Source organism: Noviherbaspirillum sp. UKPF54 (assembly GCF_007874125.1).
Lineage (GTDB): Bacteria > Pseudomonadota > Gammaproteobacteria > Burkholderiales > Burkholderiaceae_D > Noviherbaspirillum.
In genome coordinates, this window is sequence record NZ_CP040128.1 from 3,413,894 (window position 1) to 3,436,133 (window position 22,240).

Annotated in this window: 21 protein-coding genes; 8 read left to right on the forward strand and 13 right to left on the reverse strand. The window is 60.0% G+C overall.

Annotated features, from left to right (window positions below):
• Positions 1–10 precede the first annotated feature (10 nt).
• The gene (locus FAY22_RS15775; RefSeq protein ID WP_146331097.1) at positions 11–184 is read right to left on the reverse strand and encodes a CsbD family protein; all 174 of its coding nucleotides are present in this window, start codon (positions 182–184) and stop codon (positions 11–13) included.
• Between the two features lie 210 nt (positions 185–394).
• On the opposite strand from FAY22_RS15775, the gene FAY22_RS15780 reads away from it, so the two are divergent.
• Positions 395–580: a hypothetical protein gene (locus FAY22_RS15780; RefSeq protein ID WP_146331098.1), complete on the forward strand. Its 186-nt coding sequence runs from the start codon at positions 395–397 to the stop codon at positions 578–580.
• Between the two features lie 784 nt (positions 581–1,364).
• Here FAY22_RS15780 and FAY22_RS15785 read toward each other — a convergent pair.
• Entirely contained in the window at positions 1,365–1,706 is a 342-nt protein-coding gene (locus FAY22_RS15785; RefSeq protein ID WP_146331099.1) for a hypothetical protein, read from the reverse strand.
• A 628-nt stretch (positions 1,707–2,334) separates the two neighbouring features.
• Here FAY22_RS15785 and FAY22_RS15790 point away from each other — a divergent pair.
• From FAY22_RS15790 to lnt, 3 genes are read left to right on the forward strand one after another with little or no spacing between them, the layout of a single operon-like run.
• Positions 2,335–3,423 carry an SGNH/GDSL hydrolase family protein gene (locus tag FAY22_RS15790; protein ID WP_146331100.1) on the forward strand — a complete coding sequence of 363 codons (1,089 nt, stop codon included), beginning with the start codon at positions 2,335–2,337 and terminating at the stop codon, positions 3,421–3,423.
• Positions 3,424–3,442: 19 nt separating this feature from the next.
• Positions 3,443–4,117, forward strand: coding sequence for a hypothetical protein (locus FAY22_RS15795; RefSeq protein WP_146331101.1), 675 nt, complete (start codon positions 3,443–3,445; stop codon positions 4,115–4,117).
• Positions 4,117–6,603, forward strand: coding sequence for an apolipoprotein N-acyltransferase (gene lnt / locus FAY22_RS15800; protein WP_246860529.1), 2,487 nt, complete (start codon positions 4,117–4,119; stop codon positions 6,601–6,603). The genes FAY22_RS15795 and lnt overlap by 1 nt, the downstream gene beginning before the upstream one ends.
• 102 nt (positions 6,604–6,705) lie before the next feature.
• Here lnt and dsbG read toward each other — a convergent pair whose 3' ends face one another.
• From dsbG to FAY22_RS15835, 7 genes are all read right to left on the reverse strand, one after another.
• Positions 6,706–7,545: a thiol:disulfide interchange protein DsbG gene (gene dsbG / locus FAY22_RS15805; protein WP_168204854.1), complete on the reverse strand. Its 840-nt coding sequence runs from the start codon at positions 7,543–7,545 to the stop codon at positions 6,706–6,708.
• 427 nt (positions 7,546–7,972) lie between these two features.
• On the reverse strand, positions 7,973–8,428 hold the full coding sequence (locus FAY22_RS15810) for a DsrE family protein (protein WP_146331103.1): 456 nt from the start codon (positions 8,426–8,428) through the stop codon (positions 7,973–7,975).
• 126 nt (positions 8,429–8,554) lie between these two features.
• Complete coding sequence (locus FAY22_RS15815) at positions 8,555–9,463, reverse strand: c-type cytochrome (protein ID WP_246860530.1); 909 nt, start codon at positions 9,461–9,463, stop codon at positions 8,555–8,557.
• Complete coding sequence (locus tag FAY22_RS15820; protein WP_246860531.1) at positions 9,460–10,248, reverse strand: c-type cytochrome; 789 nt, start codon at positions 10,246–10,248, stop codon at positions 9,460–9,462. Before FAY22_RS15820 ends, FAY22_RS15815 begins: the two co-directional genes overlap by 4 nt.
• Positions 10,249–10,312: 64 nt before the next feature.
• Positions 10,313–10,612: a hypothetical protein gene (locus FAY22_RS15825; RefSeq protein ID WP_246860532.1), complete on the reverse strand. Its 300-nt coding sequence runs from the start codon at positions 10,610–10,612 to the stop codon at positions 10,313–10,315.
• Positions 10,613–10,658: 46 nt separating this feature from the next.
• Positions 10,659–11,480, reverse strand: coding sequence for a TlpA disulfide reductase family protein (locus tag FAY22_RS15830; RefSeq protein ID WP_146331106.1), 822 nt, complete (start codon positions 11,478–11,480; stop codon positions 10,659–10,661).
• Between the two features lie 259 nt (positions 11,481–11,739).
• Positions 11,740–13,776: a c-type cytochrome gene (locus tag FAY22_RS15835; RefSeq protein ID WP_146331107.1), complete on the reverse strand. Its 2,037-nt coding sequence runs from the start codon at positions 13,774–13,776 to the stop codon at positions 11,740–11,742.
• Positions 13,777–14,029: 253 nt separating this feature from the next.
• On the opposite strand from FAY22_RS15835, the gene FAY22_RS15840 reads away from it, so the two are divergent.
• Both FAY22_RS15840 and FAY22_RS15845 read left to right on the forward strand, forming a co-directional pair.
• Positions 14,030–14,695, forward strand: coding sequence for a response regulator (locus tag FAY22_RS15840; protein WP_146331108.1), 666 nt, complete (start codon positions 14,030–14,032; stop codon positions 14,693–14,695).
• On the forward strand, positions 14,692–16,050 hold the full coding sequence (locus tag FAY22_RS15845; protein ID WP_146331109.1) for an ATP-binding protein: 1,359 nt from the start codon (positions 14,692–14,694) through the stop codon (positions 16,048–16,050). Before FAY22_RS15840 ends, FAY22_RS15845 begins: the two co-directional genes overlap by 4 nt.
• A 732-nt stretch (positions 16,051–16,782) precedes the next feature.
• Here FAY22_RS15845 and FAY22_RS15855 read toward each other — a convergent pair.
• Positions 16,783–18,222 (reverse strand): PLP-dependent aminotransferase family protein, encoded by a 1,440-nt coding sequence (locus FAY22_RS15855; RefSeq protein ID WP_146331110.1) that lies wholly within the window; start codon positions 18,220–18,222, stop codon positions 16,783–16,785.
• A 448-nt stretch (positions 18,223–18,670) separates the two neighbouring features.
• Between FAY22_RS15855 and FAY22_RS15860 the strand changes: the two genes are divergently transcribed.
• Entirely contained in the window at positions 18,671–19,003 is a 333-nt protein-coding gene (locus FAY22_RS15860) for a CidA/LrgA family protein (protein ID WP_146331111.1), read from the forward strand.
• The gene (locus FAY22_RS15865) at positions 19,000–19,716 is read left to right on the forward strand and encodes an LrgB family protein (RefSeq protein ID WP_146331112.1); all 717 of its coding nucleotides are present in this window, start codon (positions 19,000–19,002) and stop codon (positions 19,714–19,716) included. Before FAY22_RS15860 ends, FAY22_RS15865 begins: the two co-directional genes overlap by 4 nt.
• 27 nt (positions 19,717–19,743) lie before the next feature.
• Here FAY22_RS15865 and FAY22_RS15870 read toward each other — a convergent pair whose 3' ends face one another.
• Genes FAY22_RS15870 through ccoG form a run of 3 tightly spaced genes read right to left on the reverse strand, consistent with a single transcriptional unit; the run spans position 19,744 to position 22,106 of the window.
• The gene (locus tag FAY22_RS15870; protein WP_146331113.1) at positions 19,744–20,013 is read right to left on the reverse strand and encodes a hypothetical protein; all 270 of its coding nucleotides are present in this window, start codon (positions 20,011–20,013) and stop codon (positions 19,744–19,746) included.
• A 2-nt stretch (positions 20,014–20,015) separates the two neighbouring features.
• A complete protein-coding gene (locus FAY22_RS15875; RefSeq protein WP_210411835.1) occupies positions 20,016–20,663 on the reverse strand; it encodes a cytochrome c oxidase subunit 3 family protein in 648 nt (215 codons plus the stop codon).
• A 45-nt stretch (positions 20,664–20,708) separates the two neighbouring features.
• On the reverse strand, positions 20,709–22,106 hold the full coding sequence (ccoG, locus tag FAY22_RS15880) for a cytochrome c oxidase accessory protein CcoG (protein ID WP_146333482.1): 1,398 nt from the start codon (positions 22,104–22,106) through the stop codon (positions 20,709–20,711).
• Positions 22,107–22,240 lie beyond the last annotated feature (134 nt).

The window sequence follows — 22,240 nt, forward strand, 5'->3', positions numbered from 1 at the left end:
CTTTCGCGGGTCAGTGCTTGCGTACAGCGTCTTTCACGTCGCCGGCAACCTTTTGGGTCTTGCCTTCAGCTTGCTTTTCAACACCTTTGGCTTGCTGTTGTGTGCTGCCAGTCATTTCGCCAGCCTTTTGCTGCACTTTGCCGGCAGCGTCTTTCACCGCACCTTTGACTTGATCCTTGTTCATGACGAACTCCTTTCCAAAGTTGCTACATATGCTTAATTAGGTTGCGCAGTTAAGCGATAGTTCAAAACTGTATTTACCGATCAAAAAGTTTGAAAGGCAACGCGAAAGGGGCGGACGCACAGTGTCTTTGAGGAACTGGCCGAGGGAACTATCGCGGCGATTGATGTTCGTATCCCTTCATTTTTTATCAACCACACTTAATGGTGACTAATGGCAACTGTTCGTTTGACGACCAAGGAAGTTCAGGTGGATTCCACGATTTATACATTCGATGCAGTATGGAAGGCGGACGCGTTTGAAGCCTATCTTGCTGTCGCCGATGTCGAACATTGTGTAAAGGAGCATCAACCCGTCGAGATGCGCAAGGTAGAACAGGATCTGTATTCCGTTCAGTAAGCTGGCGGCTATTGGCTGGCTTCCTGATATTCGACTGGCCGACGTGAGCCAGCCCATCCAGCCAATAGTTCGCGTTTTACAAAAGCGTGTGGGATGCCGATTCCTGACTGCAAAGATGGCGGCGCGAGCATGCATCCCGCTCGCGCCGGCAGTTTAACGGCTGCCCCCTCCCCCCGTGCCTGAACCCGGCACGGGCGGCGCTTCTCCGGGCCTTAAACCAATGGAGCCGCGTTCACGACGCTTTTCCTCGGTATCCTTGCTCCACTCACTATTATCGGAGGCGCCGGTTCCGGACATGCCTGTCCCGCCGGAGCTGCCCGATTCGTTCGTTGCAGCCCCCGGGCCGGCAGCGCCCATCGAACCTGTACTCGACGACGAGCCGGATTCGGTATTGCCCACACTGCCGCGCTCCCCGGTCGCGCCGGAAGACGGTCCTGCCGGCAGGCTGCTTCCGGATGACGTTCCGGTGGAGGAGCCAGCCTCCGCCGGGCGGTCGGGACTCGTCGAACCGCTCGTCCCGCGCTCAGCCGCTGCCGGTGCGCTGTCACTGCCTTGTGCGTATGTTGCAGCGCTTGCCCCGAGTAATGAAATAAATAGTGCCAACGATAGCTTCTTCATGCTGCCTCCGAGTAACGTCAATGCGGTTCAATATGGGATACCCCGTAAATTGCAGAAGGTAGACGTTAGACTGCATGCATTTCGCCAGTTCGATTTTTCCGGCGCCAGCCCGAAGCGGTGGCCGACAGCAATTGCAAGGGCAGGCATCGCCAGAGGCGTGCGACGACTAATCCGGCTTTTCCTGAATCACCATTCCCTGTAACGAGCTCAGATACTCGACGGGTTCGTCGCGCAAAGCGAGCATCTCGGAGAGGCGGCGCCGCGCCTCCTCGCGTGGCACTAGCGCAGTTTGCACTTTATGGCACTGTTGAGCCAACCGTACCTGCAACTCCGCCAGCATCACATCCGGTTGCTCCTGCACCCAGCGTGCCAGCTTCTGCCGTGTGGCCAAATCAAGCAAACCTCGGGGTTTCAATTCAGGGGTTTTCGGTGCCGCATCGCCGGTACGCCGATAGCGTCGCCGCGCATTCTCCACCTTGGCAAGGCTGACCTGAAACAGTTCTGCCAACTCTCCCGCAGGTCCGCACTCGCCATCGCAAATCTGTTAAGTAAGGCGCCGGCATAATCACTTCCTACGGCTATCAGAATGAGCGCAGGACTATCTAACCCGTCCCATGCTCCCCTAAACCAAGACGAAAGCCGCGCTAGCTTGCTGTTCGCGTCGTAGATAAATGCACGAGGTAGTTCGTACAAAAGCGGCGCATGCAGGCGTGTCCGGAATGGCTTGCGACGCGCCGCGAAGCGCATATCGTGATCGCGAAGTGGCGACAATCTTATAAAAACGCGCGCCCGAATCCTGCGCTCCGCAATCGAAAAACTAGTCTGCCAACGGCTACCCGTTTCAATATCACCTCAGCGGCATCCGCCATGATCACGCGCGCCAAGCGCACATATCACTGACAGCTTCACTCCGTCTATCTTTACGACATCCTTTGGCCCGCAAAGTCAATTGATGAATGTCACCCGGCCCGCTTCAACATAGGGAAGCACAGTGGTGGGCAAACTTCATTCACATATATTCCATCGTGGAGCTTATCAAAATCATTTGTTCGTGTAGTTCAGCGACAGCGGTGATTCATGGTGAGGTCCAGTCTGTCAGGTAACGAAGAAAAATTTCTACTTAATAGGAGACAAACATGAACACACGATTTCGCACCGCGGTGCGAAGGATGATGCCTGTCCTTGCTCTACTGGCCGTAGGATCCGAGGCGGCGGCCAGCACCCTGAACCAGAACGCTTCCTGGACCATCGATCGGTCCGGCACCACGACCAAGTACCGCGTCGTGTCCTACGGCGACTCGATTTTCGCCGGCTACAACGGCTCCACGACCAGCGCGGCGAAGTACGCCGGCCCGGTGGTGCAATCGGAGTACCTGTCAGCATTGTGGAATGCCGATATCGAACAAGTGCGCCGCACGAAGTCTGGCGCGGTAGCCTCGGACGTCTACAATAACAAGATCGTGGCCGAGGCGTCTTACATGCAAAGCAGCACCACCCGCGTGGTCGCCTTCGAGATGTGCGGCAACGATGGTTTGCAGGCGCGCACGGCCTTCAAGAATCAGACCGGTACCTGCGATACCAGCGGGCTGGATACGGCCGTGAACAACTGCAAGACTTACGTGGCGAAGGCGATGGATTACATTAACGCCAATGCGTATGCCGGCACCAAGCTGAAGGTCATCTCGAACCTGCATTACCCCGGCTATGCCGCCGACAATGTGCAAAGCTCCTGCAAGAGTGCATCGACGGGCACTACGGTGAACATTCAAAATACCCTCCTGCCTTACATTGCCAAGATGAACTGGGCGATGTGCGACTTTGCGCGGCAAAAGGGCTTCGCATGCGCCGATACGTTCGCTCAGTACATGGGGGCCGACTACGACAGCAACGGCGACGGCCAGATCGACTCGGACGCCTTGCGCTATGTCGCGGGCGAGAGCGAGGCGAGCTACGTCAACCGCATCACCACGACGCTGCGCTCGACGATCCGCGACGCCAACACGCACTTCGTATCCGCGGGCACCAGCTATGACTACATCCAGTCCGATGACACTCACCCGACCTACACCGGCGGCACCATCACGGCCGGCCTGTTTGGCGGCAGCACCGGCTCGGGCGCTCCCCGCTACACGTCGTTTACGGACGGTAAGAGCCCGATCTGGAACCAGTACGGCCACGAGCGGCTCGGCTGGGGCTTGTCCGTCTTCGATCCGTCAGCGCCCTGAGGCGAAGGAGCAATAAGCCATGAAAACGCCACGCCGCTCCGGCCAGCCACTGACCGACCCGGCCTCCGCCCGGCGCGGCTGGCGTCCCTCTCTCGGCTATCTCGCGATTGCACTTGGGCTGACCGCAGTCGGCCTCTTTCTGTTGATGTCACCCGACGAGAACGGCAAAGCGGCAACACCGCGGGCATCATCGCCATCGTCGTCAGCGTCGAGCGCCACGTTCGTCACCTGGACGCCGCCACCGCTGCCTTCGCCGGCGCAAGACCCGCAAGATGTATCGCAGCGCATGCCTGAGGCGAATGCGGAGGGAGATGCAGACCCGACGCGCGATCTCTCGTTTTACGTTGCCCGCGGCGAGAAGCCGACGATGCCAGAGGTAATCGAGCGCCTGCACCAGGCCGGTATCTATACCGGCCTCGGTGCCTTTTCGCCGCCGGGTACCCGCCCGCCCCTGGTCGGGCTTGCGGTGCCCGAGGATTTTGAGCTCCCGCCGGGCTACGTCCGCCATTACCAGGCGACCGACGACGGCCAGCGCATTGAGCCGATCCTGATGTACTCGCCGGACTACCAGTTTGTCGATGCCGCCAACCAACCGATCGCGATTCCCAAGGATCGCGTCGTGCCGCCGGAACATGCTCCGCCCGGCCTGCCGATTCGGCGCATCGTGATCCCCGCACCATTGGAACCGCAGTGATGCGGGCGCTGAACACCATGCCACCCTCGATCCATTCCGCCGCGCGCATTTCAGCCGGCATTCTCGCCACTGCAGTCATGTCCGGCCTGTACGCCCGTGGCGGCGCCGGCTGGCTGCTGGGCTTCGTGTTCCTCGTGCCGTGGTTGCGTGCGCTCGACGCGAGCCGCACGCTCGCCGGCAAGCTGCTCTGTGCCTGGGCCATGTCGGTTGCCTTCGCCGCGGCGGCCTGCGCCTGGTTCGGGGCCGCGATCGGCAGTTATACGCAGATAGGATCAGCCGCCGGCGTGGCCTTGCTGCTGCTCGCCGCACCGCTGTTCCTGCCACAATTCCTTGCATTTGCGCTGGTGCGCCATCTGGCCGGCCGCCGGTACCGGCCAGTTCTGGTCGCGTTCGCAGGCGCCGCGGCCTGGGTCGCGACGGAATGGCTCACGTTCAAGCTACTCGGCGACCTGCTCGACTACACATTCGGTTACGGACTTTATCCGTCCCGGCTCCTGCGCCAGGCCGCCGACGTCGGCGGCGCCGCAGGCCTCACGGTCATGCTGCTGCTGGCGAACGAGGGTGTCGCGGCGGCCGTGGCGCGCCGCGCCGGCGGCATTCGCGCGATCGCCAGACCGCTGGCGCTTGCCGCGCTGGTGCCGTTGCTGCTGGCGGCTTACGGCCTGGCCAGGCTCTCGACTTTGCCTGCACCCGCCGGCGAGCCGCTGCGCATCGGGATGATCCAGTCCAACATCGTCGACTATGAACGCCAGCGCCAGGAGAAAGGCGCTCGCGCGGTCGTGCGCGAGGTGCTCGACACGCACTTCGCGATGACCTACGACGCCGTCATGCGCCAGCGCGCGGACGCGGTGCTATGGTCGGAGACGGTGTACCCCACCACGTTTGGACACCCCAAAAGCGAGGCCGGCGCCGACTTCGACCGCGAGATCCTCTCCATCGTCAATTCCGCCGGGGTGCCGTTCGTGTTCGGGACTTACGATCTCGACGCGGACGGCGAATACAATGCCGCCGCGTTCGTGGAGCCCGGCACCGGCCTCCTGGGCTACTACCGCAAGACGCGCCTGTTCCCGCTCACCGAGTACGTGCCCGCCTGGCTCGATGGGCCCGCGCTGCGGCGCTGGCTGCCGTGGACCGGCAACTGGCAACCAGGCACCGGCGCACGCGTGTTCCCCCTGCGCCTGGCCGACGGCCGCGAGATTCCGGTGCTGCCGATGATCTGCCTCGACGGCATGGATAGCGGCCTCGCCATTGATGGCGCGCGGCTCGGCGCGCAGGCCATCCTGACCATGTCGAACGATTCCTGGTTCACCGACGGCCCGGGCATGGAACTGCTTCATGCCGCCGCGGCATTCCGCAGCATCGAAACCCGCCTGCCGCAATTCCGCGTCACCCAGAACGGCTACAGCGCGGTGATCGACGCCACCGGCACGGTGCTGGCAGGTGCGCGCAAGGGCGAACGCATGCTGGTGGTGGGCAGCGTGCCCGCCGCACCGCCTCCGCGTACGCTCATGGTCAGCCTGGGTAACTGGGTCGGTCTCGCGGGCACCGCCTTCCTAGTACTGCTGGCAGCGGCGGCGGCATTTTCCTGGGTGCGCGCGCACAGAGCGGAAGAGGCGCCGGAACCGGCTGCGGCAATGACATTCCCCGTCACCGTCGCCGTGTTGCCGCCCGCTGCCCGGCTCGCCGCCGGCCTGTTGCGCGTCTTCGCGCGCGGAAGTTTGCTCTGGATGTGTTCGGCAATGCTGACGAGCGAGGCCTTGCGTGGGCACACGCTGGCCCAAATCCGCACTTTCGCCGGCTTCTTCATGATCCCCGAGGCCGCTTCGTGGTGCGTGCTGTATGCGTTTTCCGCACGGGCCTCGATCGAACATGGCGCGCTCGTATTGGCACGCGGCGCGCAGCGTGTACAGCTCGCGCTACGGGACATCGTCGCCATCGAGCCATGGAGCCTGCCTGTCCCCGGCCCCGGCGCATCGCTGCGGCTGGTGTCGGGCGAACGCTGGCGGTATGGGCTTGCGCTCGCCGACGCGACCGCACTGGCCCGGGCGCTGGCTTCCCCGGGCGGGATGCCGAAGCAGATCAGGGCATCCTCGCGTGAAACAGCGTATGCGAAAGCCCGCCTCGCGGTCCGGCGCGGGCGCCTCGACCATCCATTGGCGAAGTTCGTTCTGCTCCCCATCGTGCTCGCCATCCCGGCTTACAGCCTGCACCAGCACATTGCCTACGGCAGCGGCCTCGGCGAGTACATCATGTTCGGCCTGAAAGCTTATCTCACTGCCTTCTCGCTCTGGTGGGCCGCTTGGGCAATTGCTGTCGTGCTGAGCGCCGCGGCCCTGCGTGCAGCGATTGAAACCGGCACGCTGCTTGCGGTCCTGTTGCGACCGGTACAGGCAACGGAGGTGCGGCGCTGGCTTGAACGCTTCGGCCTCGCAGCGCTCTACCTCGGCTTGCCGTCGTGGCTGCTGCTGCGCATTTATGGCGGCTAATCCAGCTTAAGTGATCAGGCTGCGGCGAAGACGTCCGCCGCAATGACGCGGACGTCGAACGACGATGCAGGCCCTGCCGGACGCAGTGTTTGGTTCAAGCCATTAACGAAACCGTTCCAGGTCGGAATCTGTGATTTTTTGTTCCGGCAATCCGGTAATCATCGGGATCTCGGACAGCCTTGGCATTCCGCCTTTTACATTAATCTTCCCCTGCTTGTCCTTCCAGATCAGCCCCGGAGTTCCTGAGATTCTGAATTTTTCCATCAGCTCGCCGTTTTTCCGGATGCTTGCTGCGACTGCCGGATTGGCTGACTCCGCCGCCTTGGGAGAAGGTGCCAAATTCTTTCCGTGGTTTTCCTCCATCTTGCGGAAGGCGGCAGTTTTGTCCGATGCGGTCATCACTTCGATCGCCTTGGGCATACTGGTCGGCGTCAATGTGGCCACTGGAATCCAGCGCACCTGCAGGCCTGCTCTTTCATATGGTTGCAACGCCTTCCATGCAAGGTGACAAAACGGGCAGTTGGCATCAACGAAGATGTAAATGACGCTTCTGGGATTCCTGTCAGTACCTTCAACAACGTAGGCGGCCTTTTCCAGGTCCCGATACAGGCTTCCCAGATCGGGTTTCGGAACATATTTTTCAGCGTATTGTGCAGACAGGTTTTCGCCGTTTTCGTCAATGAGCGCGCCCATCAGCAGGCTCTTTTTGTCCGCCGTGGTGAACACGATCGAATACCGCCCTCCTTCCGTCAATACCCACCCGGTGAGGCCGGAAGGCGCGGGGAAGGTCTTGACCACTTTCACGCCATTGTCAACCGCGCCCTGGATCACCTTGGGGTAAGGTTCAGCGGCCCATGCCGCTGTTACCCCGCCCGACAGCGCAACCAAAAGTGCAAGAGCAGCGGGCAGTTTTGAAAGCCGTTTATTTTTTAATCTCTTCATGAAATGATGCATATGATGCCTGTTCAACAAGTGGAGGTCAGTGGATTTCAATCGCAGCGCACGCTACATTTCGCGGGCGTCGTTTTGGCCGGCCGGTTACTTTGAATTTGGATCGAACGCAGTGCAGACGCACTCCGCCAGCGATCGTGCAGCTCATTTCAACTGTGTTCGGCAGGTGAAGTGTAGAGGTCGGCGATTAAGACGCCATTAAGAGAAAGGCAGAGAAATGCCGCAGACGTGTGCTTCCCTCACACCCGGTCGATGAGGCTCTGTGCAGCTTATGCACATATGCGCAACGTGTCCGTGAATCCGTCGGGGGGAAGCCAATGTCCTGTACCGCAAGCAGTTCCTGCGCGCCAAGGCAGCGCTGCTTGAGAGGCCGGATATGCGCTATCCAGGCCCTGGGTCATTCCTGCACGGCGCGAGGCTACGGGCGGATGTAGGCGTAGCCCTCTTCCTGCTTTTTCATTACTTCGAAAACCCCGGAGGGGACATATCCAATAGTGGGCAGCATATCGTCCTTGGTCAAACGCATTGCACTCATGGTGTTTTCGCATGCCACAACTTTGACGCCCGACGACACCACGTCCTGGATTTTCTGGGCCACCTTGGAATCGCGCTTTAACATGCCGATTCCCGGGCCATAAGTGACGATTTCAATCGTGGCTTTGTCGTTGCCGGCTTCTTTCTGCAGGTTCTTTACGTTATTTAGCGCCAGCTCCCATTTTCCCGCGTCGCCATCACTGACTTGAAACACGACACGGTGCCTGGTCGTCGTGGACGAAGCACCAGGTGAATTTGCCTGCGCCATGACCGAGGGCGCGGCGCTCCCCAATGCCAGCATCGAACCTAAAAGAGCCGCCGATAAAGATGAACGCAACATACAGCCTCCTGAAAATTTCCAGCGTTTTACAACGAAACCTGCGAAGTGCCGGCGCATAAAGGCTGCCGGCGAAAAAGCAGAATCCCGATTCTCGCCGACTCATGGACTCGCGTATTTGCGCTCCGCCTATTTCGCCCCCAATACGTGTCCGTTCACGCTTTTGCCGTACATTGAGCTTGGCGAATCGTGGTATTTCTTTCTCGTTTCCTCAACGGAGCCATTGAAGCGCGGGTCCTGCGGCCTTTCATGGCTATCCATGAACAGGGCGACGTCCCACGCTTCCTGATCCGTCAGTGTCCCGCCCAATCCCAGCGGCATATTCGCCTTGATAAAGCCAGCAGCATTCTTGGTGTCATGCATGCCGGCGCCCCAGTTAAAGGATTTGTCACCCCACAACGGTGGGAATACGGTCTTGCCGGCACTGGCTTGCCCTTGCCCGTCAGCGCCGTGGCAAAGCGCACATTTCTGCTGATAGACCTTTTCTCCACGGGCATAGTCTGCCGGCTGGGCAGGTTTCGCCACTTCGGGATAACCGCGTCCCTCCACAGTTCCCCCTACCGGCGCCCCGGTCGCCAGCCAGTACGCATAGGTTTCCAACGCGACGAGTGTCGGATCGCCGGGCGCAGGCGCCTTGCCGTTCATGCTGAAGCGAAAGCATCCCTGCAATCTCTCGGCAAACGTGTTCACATGCTTGTTCTTGCTGCGGTAAGCCGGATACGAAATGTATGCCGCCCACAGCGGACTGGCATTTCCCTTGCGGCCGGCGTCGAGATGGCAGTTCACGCAGTTAAGACTGTTACCGACGAATTGGCTGGCATTTTTTTGAGTATCAATGAAGATTTGTTCACCTTGCCGCACTATCTTGCCGAACTCATCGTCGGGGATGCTGCCGGCGGATGGCGGATTGAAAACAGTGACGCGGCCAGGCGCGGCTGCCGCCGGTTTGGACTGGGCTACAGATTCTGGCTGGCTCGCCGCAAACACGACCAGTGCCAGAAGGCTCGCCCTCGATACAGGGAAAAACAATTTCGTCACTTTTCCCTCCGGGCAGGTGAGGTTTGCGAAGCAACTGCGGAAGCAGCACCGAAGTGCCTGGAGACGGCGGCAATATCGGCATCCGACAGTTTTTGCGCGACGGCCCTCATCAGATTCATTGGCCCGCCGGATCGGGTGCCGTTTTTGAAGGCGTGCAGTTGGGCCGCGATGTAATCGATCGACTGCCCTGCAATTGCCGGAAACGCGTCTCCGACTCCGACACCGCCGGGTCCGTGGCACTGCACGCATGCAGGCAGAGTGTCATCCCAGCCCCCGCGGGTTGCAAGCCATGCGCCGGTCTGCTCCTTCAGCTTCTCATCGGAGAGCGCGACGGCGGGCGCCACGGGCAGCCCGGCGAAATACGCGCTGACCGCCTTACGTTCGTCCACAGCCAATTGCTTCGCGATATGTTCCATCACCACATTCTTCCGCGTTCCGTCTGCGAAGTGGTTCAGCTGCGATTCGAGATAGGTTGCGCCGAGGCCGGCGAGCCGGGGAAATCCTCCGGCGGCATTGCCTTCGCCGTTGACGCCGTGGCAGCTGGCGCAGGCCGGCACCCCGTTAGAGTTTCCGTTGGCAACAATCGATGCACCCAAATTGTTCTGCGCGTGGGAGAGGACAGGGAATACCGCCATGGCAGTTATGCCGACAATACCGGAGAGCCATTGAGGAAATCGGAAATGGCGGTTCGCGATCATTGCCTCCCTCGATGGCAGCTCCGGAATTGCGCGGGCGGCAGATGTTCGATTCGAATAGTGGTATCTATTGATGAAGCTTCCATTCATCGTTGTCATCCTCCAATTTATTATTTTGTTTTCTTGCTTGCATGTTCACCCTGGCGGGCACCGTTCATGCACGGATATAACTCCAGCCATCGCGCTGCATTTCTGCGATGGCAAGAATCGCGGCTGCGACAGGTTGCAGTGGCTCCGGCGCCGTACGTCCCAATTTCCGCAAGGTGTTTGCGCACACCAGCGTTAGATGGTCGGTATCCGATCTCGGTGAATCCAGTGCTGCGCTGACGCCCTCTGCATTAACAATAATGCGGACTTGCGCATCGGGCGCTTCGCGCAGCAGGTTGGCTGCATTATTTCTGGCACGGACCAGCGATGCTGGCGTCGGGGCGTGAATCAGTATGCGCAGTGCCATTGGCCGTTGCTCCATAAGTCTCCCTCCATCCGCCGAATGATGTGCGCTACCGCGGCGAATCGGAGCGCAGCGAGCGGAGCCTGTCGGACAGACTGGCCGCGGACAGTTCTCCCACCCGCCGCCCAACGAGCACGCCCTTTTCATTAAAGAACAAGGTGGTCGGCAATGCCAGCGAACCTGTCTCACGCCCCACGCTCATCGTGGCATCCAGCAACACGTTATCGAGGGAGAGTCGCTCGGATTGGAGATACCGGGTTACCGTGTCGCCGGCTTCACCCTGATTGGCAAATATAAAAACAATATCCTTGTAATGGCCTTGAGCATCGCGCAGTACCGGCATTTCGCGCCGGCATGGAGGGCACCACGTCGCCCACATGTTGATGACCAGGGGTTTTCCAATGAAGGAATTGATCGGGACCGTGCCGCCTCCCAGTCGCGCCAACTCGATGCGCGGCAGCTCCTGCACCGCGGCTTTGGCGAGTGTTAACGCGGCCAGACCCATACCCCAGAAGGCGGTGCCGGTTACTACTGCATTCAGCAGCGGTATCCAGGCTGCCCGTTGACGGTGTATGAAATAGGCGCTGGACACGATCAGTGCCAGTAAGCCAGCGGACACGACGAAACCGCCGTCACGGATGTCGAGGACGCTCCAGGGAGATTTAGCGTACAGATCGGAGTAAAGAAAAACGAATGCCGCCCGGGCTCCGACGAGGGACGCCACGAGTATTTTCCAGAGGCTCGGCTCGACATCAATCCCTCGGGATTTCCCGGCCCACCAGCCGGCCGCAAGGCTCGCGGCCATCGCACCGATAATCAGAAGTAATGCGGCGGGAAGCACGAATGGCCCCAGGCTTATCGTATCCATCATGCCGCCGACTGGATGACGCAGCCAGGCCGTTCCCACTGGAACGCGGTGACACCTGATGATGAAGTCGAAGCCTTTTTTTGCGGACCAAAGCGCGGCATGAATATCCTTGCAGGTAGTTCACCTTGCAAGGATATATGCGCTAAATTAAGGAAGTATTAAATGAGGCGCATGGGGATGCCGCGGGCCGGGACTCTCCCGCTGCGAGTCCCGGGCGCGTCCCGCTGCGTGAGAGAACTGACCGGCGTGGAAGCCAGATCCATTAATAACGTGCATCGGCCGGTTTCTTGTCCTTCGGCCAGTCTTTGACCTTGTCCGGGAAGTCCGGGCGCGGCTGGTGCGAGAAATATTCGGCAACATCGACCGCATCCTGATCCGACAGGCCACCTTGCCCCAACGGGAACTTGTCATGGAAGCCGATCGGCATGTTCCTCTTGACGAATGCCGCCGCGGTATACGTGCGCGCCATGCCGGCGCCGATATTGAAGGACTGGTCGCCCCAGAGCGGCGGGAACACGGGCGTGCCGTCCTCACGCTTCAAGCCCTCTCCGTTTTCCCCATGGCAGACCGCGCACTGTTTCGCGTACACCTGCTTGCCATTCTCGACATTCGGCTTGATGGCCGGATCTATCTTGCCGACACCGCGCCCGGCCACCTTGTCGCCCGGTTTGGTTTCCCGTTTCATCCAGTCGAAGTAAGCGACCATGGCCTTCATCTCCGCGGAATCGGCCGGGATGGGCTTGCCGTTCATCGAACGCTTGAAGCACCCGTTGATACGCTCCTCTAACGTGATGATCTTTCCGGCGCGCGGTGCGTAGCTGGGGAAGAAGGCGGACACACCGACAAACGGTGACCCGTCGGCGACTGTCCCCGAATTCAGGTGGCAACTGGTGCAGTTCAGCGAATTGCCTACGTTATTCGGCAACAAGGCCTTGGTTTCAAGATGCAGTCGCATGCCGCGTACAAGCTGGTCTGCGTTCGGCGTCGCGAGCATGTCGGCCAGGCGCGGGGTGTCGAACTTCGACGAGTCGACGGGTTTCGGATTCAACTCCGCGCGCATCTTCTTCACCTGCGCCGCCGTGACCGGAGCGGACTGGTTGCCCCAGCTCTTGCGCACGAAACTCAGGATTTCGGCAATTTCCTGGTCCGCAAGCCGCGCAAATCCAGGCATCGTATAAACGCGTGGATGCGCAGTCGTCTCGGCGGTTTTCCAGCCTGTCAGCATGATGTGCAAAAGCGTGGTCGGATCTGCTGACGCCACAGAAGGATTGCCGCCAAGCGGAGGGAACATGTTCTTTACACCGGCACCGTCCGGGCGGTGGCAATCCACGCAAAACTGCGTGTAACCAAGGCCGCCGCGCATTGTGTACAAGCCGCTCGGCGCTTTTGACGCCACTGTTGCCGGAGCAATCGGCTTCGATGACATAGGCAGTTCATTTTCGCCGGGCGGCAGCGATTTCAGGTAAGTCGCAATCGCAGTCAAGTCGCTATCCGAGAAATGCTGCGTGCTGTGATGAATGACGTCGGCCATGTTCCCGGATACGGTAGCAAACCGGTTTTGCCCTGTCTTGAGCAGCTGCACCGTGTCTTCCACGGTCCACAAATTGCGCAGACTGAGCGCGCGCCACGACTCAACCGTTTCACCGGCAAGAAAATGCTTGCCGCTGGAGCCGGCATCGCTCATTGCCTTTTCTTGAAAAGCAATGCCGCGCGGCGTGTGGCAGGCACCGCAATGTCCCAGCCCCTGCACCAGGTATGCACCCCGGTTCCAGGCCGCGTCTTTTGCCGGATCGGGCTTGAACGGTTGATTCTCCAGGAATGCCCAGTTCCAGAGCGACAAACCCCAACGCATGCTGAACGGCCAGCGCATCTGCGCCGGCTTGTTAGGCTGCCGCACCGCCGGCAGCCCTGCCGTCAGGTACGCATACAGTGCACGCATGTCCTCGTCACTCATCTTCGCGTAGGACGGATAAGGCATTGCGGGGTACAAATTGTGGCCGTCTGCGGCGATGCCTTTTCGCATCGCCCGCTCAAATTGCTCAAAGGAATATTTGCCGATGCCGGTTTCACGATCCGCCGTGATGTTGGTCGAATATATCGTGCCCATCGGCGTCTTGAGTTCAAGGCCGCCCGCCATTTCCCGCCCGTTTGGCGCAGTGTGGCAGGCCACGCAGTCGCCGAGCTGCGCCACGTATTTGCCACGCGCGATCAACGCAGCATCCGCATTCGCGCCACTGGCCGGTTCGGCGAAAGCCAAGATGATGCCGGCAATGGACAAAACCGTTTGGCTCAGTTTCATGATCAATTTCCTCTTTAACATGTTTTCCAGGAAGCGCATGCAGTGGCGATAAAAGCAACCACACCGGCACCAGATGAACTACCGGCCAACATGACATCGCTGCCGGCGCCCTTGGGCACAGTTGCGGGATAATTACCTGCCGCCTCGATGGACCTCCCTTTAACGATGCTATGCAGCAAGGATTAAGGCAACGTTAACATCCGCTTAATCGCGCGGGCTCATACTGAATCCTTGACTCAGCTCAAATTAGCTCATGCATATTTTGTTGATTGAAGACGATGCGCTCGTAGCGAGCGGGATCACTGCGGGACTCCGCTTGCACGGGATGACCGTTGACCATGTCAACTCTTCCTCGGCTGCGCAGGCAGCGATCGCGGCCGGGCACTTCGACATTGTGGTGCTCGACCTTGGCCTGCCTGACGAGGATGGAATGGTGCTGCTGGAACGTCTGCGCCGCGTCGGCCACGCTCTGCCAATCCTGATACTGACTGCGCGCGATGCAGTTGAACATCGCGTATCCGGGCTTCAGGCGGGTGCGGACGACTATCTATTGAAGCCATTTGACCTGAACGAGCTTGTCGCCAGGCTGCAGGCATTGCATCGTCGTACTGCGGGACGCAGCACCAATGTGATCCGGCACGGTGCGCTGTGTTTTGATGCGGACAGCCGCCAAGTGACGCTTGACGGGGCTGCAGTCGAGCTATCCCGCCGCGAGCTGGCCTTGCTCGAAGCGCTGTTGAGCAATCCGAAGCGGGTACTGACCGCCGAGCAGGTCAAGGATAGCCTGTATGGCTTTGGCGAAGCGGTCGAGAGCAACGCGATCAATGTCCACATTCATCATCTGCGTCGCAAACTGGGACCGCACATCGTCGAAACGGTACGCGGGGTGGGCTACCGGCTGGGAGAAGCCGCGACATGACATTACGCCTGCGCCTCATGGTCATCATCGGACTGTCTTTCACCATTCTCTGGAGCGCCGCATCCGTCTGGATGTTCCTCGACGTGCGGAGCAATTTCCGCGCTGCGCTGGACGAACGCCTTGCGGCATCCGCCCGCATGGTTGCCGCACTGGTCGCGCAATTGCCGGACACGCCAGCCCCCGGCCCCACCGCGCCGCAAAGCGTGCTCGATCTCGTGGCCAAGGATGGGGTGGCTTGCGAAGTACGGCTGATGCACGGCGGACTCGTGGCCCGTACCCAGAACAGCCCTCCCGAACTGGGCATGGTAACGAACGGGTACAGCACACGCATGATGCGCGGAGAACTGTGGCGAAGCTACACGCTCGATCAAGGCGGCAAGCGCGTCACCACGGCCGATCGGGTCGACAAGAGGCAAGCACTGTTGTTCAGGATCTTGCTGGCGATGGCCATACCTTTTGTGATCGCAATGCTGGGCAGCCTGATCGTGCTGTGGCTTGGAATACGACGCGGTCTGGCTCCGCTCGACACCATACGCGCGGCTCTTGCGGTGCGCAATCCTAATGCCACGGACCCGCTGCCTGTCGCAAAGCTGCCAGCGGAAATTGCCCCCTTGGTTCAGACAATCAATCAGCTGCTGGACAGGACGCAGAGTGCCATCGAGCGTGAACGGCGCTTTACCGGGGACGCGGCGCATGAATTGCGAACGCCGCTCACCGCCATCAAAACGCATCTCCAGGTCGCGCGCCTGACTTCCGGCGAGCAGAATGCAGTCTCCCTGGAACATGCGGAAACCGGTGTGCAACGCCTGCAGCACACGCTGGAACAATTGCTGACATTGGCCCGCGTCGAAGGTCCCTTCGCATTTGGCGGTGAGAAAACGGCGACAGCCAAAGAGATAGCGAGGCTGGCGATTGACCAAATTCCCGCAGGTTTAAAAAACCGTCTCGTGCAAGATCCGCAGGATGGCGATATCGGCGTTTTGGCGTCGCCCACACTCATTGCCACGGCCCTGCGTAACCTGTTGGACAATGCATTACGGTACTCGCCGCCCGGATCACCGGTAAAGCTTCATATAAGCGCTTCGGCCGAATCGGTCTGTTTTTCCGTCCTCGACGAGGGAACTGCCCTCGACGAGGCCGATCGTACGCGCGCAGCCCAACGTTTCTGGCGCAAAGGAACCGGTCACGGAAGCGGCCTTGGCCTTTCGATCGTGGAAGCCATCGCTAAGCGCTTCGGTGGCGAGTTCCGGCTACTGACGCGTGAGGAAGCCGGGATGGTTGCGCAGCTGGTATTACCTCGTCACATCCAGGTCATATCCGAACAGGCGAAAGTGGAATCTGTACCGCAGGGTTAGGCAGGCCGTGCGATAAAGAATGCAGCGCACTCGTGCTTCCACTCCATTAAGAAGCCAAGCAGATGAACAACTCCAGCACGGCAAGAAACCTAACCTGAACCAACGATAGATACTTTCCGGCTTTCTCTCTCGAGTGAAGCCGACTTTTACGTCGCTTGACCGAAGTCATTCAAAATCGTGTCCAGCTGGGCCATTCTTGGACAGCCGCCATTTAGCGGAATTTATTGAGGGGGAAATTATGCCGTCTCGTCACTTCATTCGAGCTCTCATGTGCGTCGCCGCCTTGGCGCCGCTGATCGCATCTGGGCAGACAACAGGCGCCGCCAACGCCTCACCGAGCGCTTCTGCAAATTCAGCAGGCCAGCAGGCAAAGCGCCGGGCAGACACGATCTACGGAAGCCAGTTAATGACTGCAGATGAGCGGGCCGCCTACCGGGAGAAAATGCGCGCGGCAAAAACTTCTGCAGAGCGAGAGCGCTTGCGGACCGAGCACCATAAGGAAATGCAGGCACGGGCCAAGGAACGAGGCGTCACCTTGCCAGATGCGCCTTCCGGCCGTTCCCATCGCGGGCGAGGAATGGGGCCACGGGGAGGCATGGGGCCGGGGCGAGGCGCGGGTGCAGGACCGGGAGCGGCACCTGCAGGGAATCAGTGATTTAAGAGCCGCGCAGCGGTCAGCTGCCGCTGTTTTCGAAGGGGCACACAGTCAGCCAGATACGGCGGCGGATTCCGTTAGAACGAGCGGCTATTTTTTGCATCCATGTTTGCGGCGATCAACCGACCGAGAGTCGTCAACGCCGCCTCCGCTCGCTCATCCCACGGATGGCCATAGTTAAGACGAAGGCAGTTCGTAAATCCGCGATGCGCGGAAAACATCGGCCCCGGCGCGATGCTGATTCCCAGCGAGAGAGCTTGCCTATGAATTTCAAGCGTGTTTATTTTTCCGGGCAGCTCTATCCACAAGAAATATCCACCGCTCGGACGGGTTGCCTTCGTGCCCTTGGGGAAGTGGCGCGCGACGGCTTGCACCATCGCGCTTTGTTGCACCGATAACGCGTGACGCAGCTGGCGCAAATGCTTGTCGTATCCTCCCTTGGCCAGGTAGTCGGCAAGCGCGGCCTGCGCGGGGGCCGATGCGGACAGCGTCGTGGTGACCTTTAAGCGCGCCACGCGCTGGGTAAATCTCCCGGGGACAGCCCACCCGATCCGGTAGCCGGGCGCCAGGCATTTCGAGAACGAGGAGCAGTGCATGACCAGCCCCTTGGTATCGAAGGCTTTCGCGGAAACGGGTCGCCTGCTTCCAAAATAAAGCTCTCCGTACACGTCATCCTCGATTAACGGCACATCGTGGGAGGCCAGCAGCTCAACCAGCGCCTGCTTTTTTTCATCGGGCATCGAGCTGCCAAGCGGATTCTGGAAGTTCGTCATCAGCCAGCATGCCTTCGGTTTGTGACGTTCCAACGCGAGAGCCATCGCTTCCAGGTCGACACCTTCGCGCGGGTGCGTGGGCACCTCGATCGCCTTCAGGCCGATGCGTTCCAGCGCCTGGAGCGCCGCATAAAAGGTCGGAGACTCGATGACGATGCAGTCGCCGGGCCGTGCCACAGCCTGAAGACATAAGTTCAGCGCTTCCAGCGCGCCATTGGTGATCACGATTTCATCGGTATGTATGTGCAGCCCGTCAGCCAGGTAGCGCAATGCGATTTGACGGCGCAGCGCGGCATTGCCCGGCGTCAGATCGTCGACCGTGCCCCACGGGTCCATCTCCTGCACGCTGCTAGCCATCGAACGTGCAAGCCGCTGCAGAGGAAACAGCAACGGGCTCGGAAACGCTGAGCCAAACGGAATGACGTCGCGCGTCTTGAGCGACTCGAGCACATCGAAAACCAGCTGGCTGACGTCGACATTCGTCGAGTCCCCAAGCGGCCGGGAAGAAATGTCCGGTTCGGGCGGAAGCGATTTTGCCCCTGCGGTCACGTAATAGCCGGAGCGCTCGCGCGCGCGGATCAGCCCTCGCGCCTCCAGAAGGTAATACGCCTCGAAGACCGTAGAGGGACTGACCCCGCGACTCGTACTTGCCTGCCGAACCGAGGGGAGGCGATCGCCCAGCTTCATCACTCCGGTGCGAATGGACTGAGCAATTTCCTCGGCGAGCGCTTCATAGCGTTTCATAAAAACCTTGTATTCATTGCAGAAATGAGCTTTTCCGATGTGCCGCTCTTGATACGGCAAATGGGAGCAAAGCTTTCCTGCTCCGCATCACCTTGTTATGGCTCCATTTCACCATAGCAGAGCTCTCGAAGTACAGGAGCGAGCAAGAATTTCTGAATGTTCAAAATAATTCTGATCTGCTTTTTTAGGCAGTTTCTGATCCTGTTTTTTAGCGACGCGTTGGCGCATACTGACCGTTACCAATCTCGTTTTTTACATTGGCAAAGCATCTGAGAAATGGCTGGCGCTTCCTGCCTCCCGCAAACGAGGGAATCTGTTCGCAGGGCGGCCCTCCCCTCGAGCATTCCGTTCAAATACCCCCAATAACCACGACGATGAATCGATACTGGAACCCTGGCGTTACGGATCCGACGCGCTACATGTCGGGCGCGCAGAAGATCGCCTTCCGATGATGAATAGCCTCATCAAGCTGCTCCTGTTCCAGGCGCTGGGCGAGGCGGTCGCATACGAGCTCTCGCTCCCGATACCAGGGCCTGTCATCGGCATGATGTTCCTGTTTTTCCATCTGCTGGCGCGAGACACGGAAGACCAGAGCCTGACGACATTCTCGACCCGGTTCCTTGGTTACATGACCTTGCTGTTCGTCCCGGCCGCCGTAGGCATCATGCTGCATATGGAGCGCATTGCCAAAGAATGGATTCCCATCACCGTTGCACTGACAAGCAGCACCGCCGTATCGATAGCGATCACGGCATTCGTCGTTCGGCGCTTCAGAAAATGACGGCAGCGCCGGCTACCCTCTGGTCCTTCCTGGCGTCCTCGCCGCTGATATGGCTGCTGGCGACTTTGCTTGCATACCAGCTTGCGCAGGCCATTTACGCAAGGGCCGGATTCACTCCATTGCTTCACCCCGTGGTCGTATCCGTGGCCATCCTCGTGGCGGTGCTAAGGCTCACCGGCACGCCCTACCAGACGTATTCCGACGGCGTCCGGTTCATCCACTTCCTGCTCGGTCCCGCCACGGTTGCACTGGCGGTTCCGCTATACCGGCAGGTGAAGGCCATCCGGCGCAACTGGCTTGCGCTTCTGTTCGCGGCGGCAGCCGGGTCCGCCGCATCCGCCGCGGTCGCGATGGGAACGGGCGCATTACTGGGAGCGTCGCGCCCGACGGTTTTGTCGCTGGCGGCGAAATCGGTCACGATGCCTATCGCGATGAGCGTTACCGAAAAGATCGGCGGTTCCCCTTCGCTGACATCCGCGCTGGTGATGCTTACCGGGATATTTGGCACCTGTATGGCGCAGATCATCCTGCGCGGGCTGAAGATTCCGGACGCAGATGCGGGCGGCTTCGCCCTTGGCGTGGCGGCGCATGGCATCGGCACGTCCAGGGCGCTGCAGATCAGCCAGGAGATGGGCGCATTCGCCGGGCTGGCGATGGGGCTGGCGGGCATTCTCACCGCCTTTTTCCTGCCATTCCTTATTCAGGCGCTTTAGCTCCTTTCTTCGGTCCGCTTGCACCGATTATTTTTCGAGCAGCGTCGTGAGCAGCAATGCGGCCGGCGCAATGGCCACGAAAACGCGCAGCAGCCAGGCAATGAACGGATGCGCGCTCCCGGATTCAAGGAAGTATCGCGCGACCACGGTGCCCTTGACCCAGATGACGGCGGCGACAACGACAGGCATCCAGGAGGCATGGCCGACCTTCTGCCCCAATACCAGGCTGATGCCGGTGAGCGCAAGCAGGGCCAGCCAGGCCGGCACCGGCAGCGATTTTTTTTCAGTTCGATTCATGTTCAAGCCAATACGTAAAACAGCGGAAACAGGACCAGCCAGATGATGTCGGTCGCGTGCCAGTAACAGGCCAGCGCTTCGAGCCCGTCATGCTGTTCTGCCGAGTACGCGTTCGTCGACAGCCTGAAGAATGCCCAGCACATGCCCAGGATGCCCCAGCACGCATGGACGAGATGGTTGAACGTCAGGTAGTAATAGACGGTATAAAAAATCCCGGCCTTGCCGTCGATGCCGTGCGCCAGGTTCCAGTCGACTTCCAGCAGCTTGACGATGGGATAGCCCAGCGCCGTCACGATGGCTGCCGCCAGCCAGAACCTGGCGCGGTGAATTTCCGCGTTCTTGACCGAGGCGAGCGAACAAGCCACGAAAAAGCTGCTGCTCACCATGATCAGCGTATTGATCGCGCCAGCCGTGGTCCAGATCAGCTCCGGCCCCTGCCGGAACGCGTCCGGGTAGTGATACCTGGCGATGAAGTACACCGAAAACATCAACGCGAACTCGACGAATTCGCAGGTGATGCCGACCCAGATCCCCTTGTTCCCCGGTATGCGTCCCGGCAGTTGCCGCGCGTTCGGTTCCGGCATGCGTGCCGGTTTGCGCAGCGCGTCTGCCGGCGCATGCCCGGGAGCATAAGTCGCTTCCATCATCATCTTGAACGTCCTTTATGTCACTGCTTTGCTATCGAATACAAGGCCTTAGCGAGGCACGAAAAACACTGCCTTTTCTTGCACTTGCAACCGCTCGTCATCCTGCGCCTGCAAGCCAAATGTCACGGCGTTGGAGCCCGCCTTTCCTTTATCCTTCGGAATGCGGACCGTCACCGGGACCACGCGCGATTCCGCCCCTTGAAGTTGAACCTCGTCCTGCGTCGCCAGGGAAATGCCGTCAATCCCCGCCACTGAAATCTTGTACCGGTGCGCGCGCTCGTCGGTGCTCATGATCTGAAGGCGGAATGCATTTTCGATCATGCCATCCTCCACCTCGCGCCCCATTGCGCCACGGTCGCGAATGACATCCATTTTCAGGGGCGTGCGGATAAGCAGCGCGCCCCAGAATGCCCCCATTACCAGCACGAGGATGCCTGTGTAGATGAGCACGCGCGGGCGCAGTACGCGACCGGCGATCTGTCTGGGGGCAAGATTGGCGCGCAGGGCATTTTCCGTGGTAAAGCGGATCAGGCCGCGCGCCGCGCCAATCTTGTCCATCACCGAATTGCACGCATCGACGCAGGCGGCACAGCCGATGCAGTCGTACTGCAATCCTTTGCGAATATCGATACCGGTCGGGCAGACTTGCACGCACATGGAGCAATCGATGCAGTCCCCCGCCGCCGCGCTCTTCGCGGCAGTCTTCGCCAGGGCGCCACGCGGCTCCCCGCGTTTCTGGTCGTAGCTGACAATGAGCGTGTCCGCGTCAAACATCGCGCTCTGAAAGCGCGCGTAGGGGCACATATAGCGGCAGACCTGTTCGCGCAGCCAGCCGGCATTGCCGTAGGTGGCGAAGCCGTAGAACAGAATCCAGAACGACTGCCACGGCCCGAGCGCCAAGGCGGCGGTCTCGAGCGCGAGCGTGCGGGCCGGCGTGAAATAGCCGACAAACGTGAACCCCGTCCACAACGCAAACAATCCCCAGACGGCGTGCTTGGCGGCCTTCCTCGAAAACTTGGCAATCGACCACGGTTGCCGGTCCAGCCGCATGCGGGCGCTGCGCTCCCCCTCGATCTTGCGCTCAAACCACATGAATATTTCCGTATATACCGTCTGCGGACAGGAGAATCCGCACCAGACGCGGCCGGCCACGGCGGTAAACAGGAAGAGCGCAAAGGCGGCAATAATCAGCAGCAAGGCCAGGTAGATGAGATCCTGCGGCCATAGCACGATGCCGAACAAATAGAACTTGCGCGCGGCGAGATCAAACAGGACTGCCTGGCGCCCGTTCCACGGTACCCACGGCAGCCCATAGAAGACCAGTTGCGTCAGCCAGACGCCGGCCCAGCGCCAGTTGGCATACACACCGTTCGCCGCTCTCGCATAGATCTGCTCGCGTGGCGCGTACATCTTCACGACTGACACTGTCTGGGCGGGTTGACTCATGATCGTTATCTGCTGGGTAGGGATGGAGCCGGGCACGCAGGTCGTAATCCCTGTCCATTGCACCTGATTGTCAGACTTTAACGATGCAAAAAACAGATTCAGAACACGCAAAAAACACCGCATCAGATCGTCCC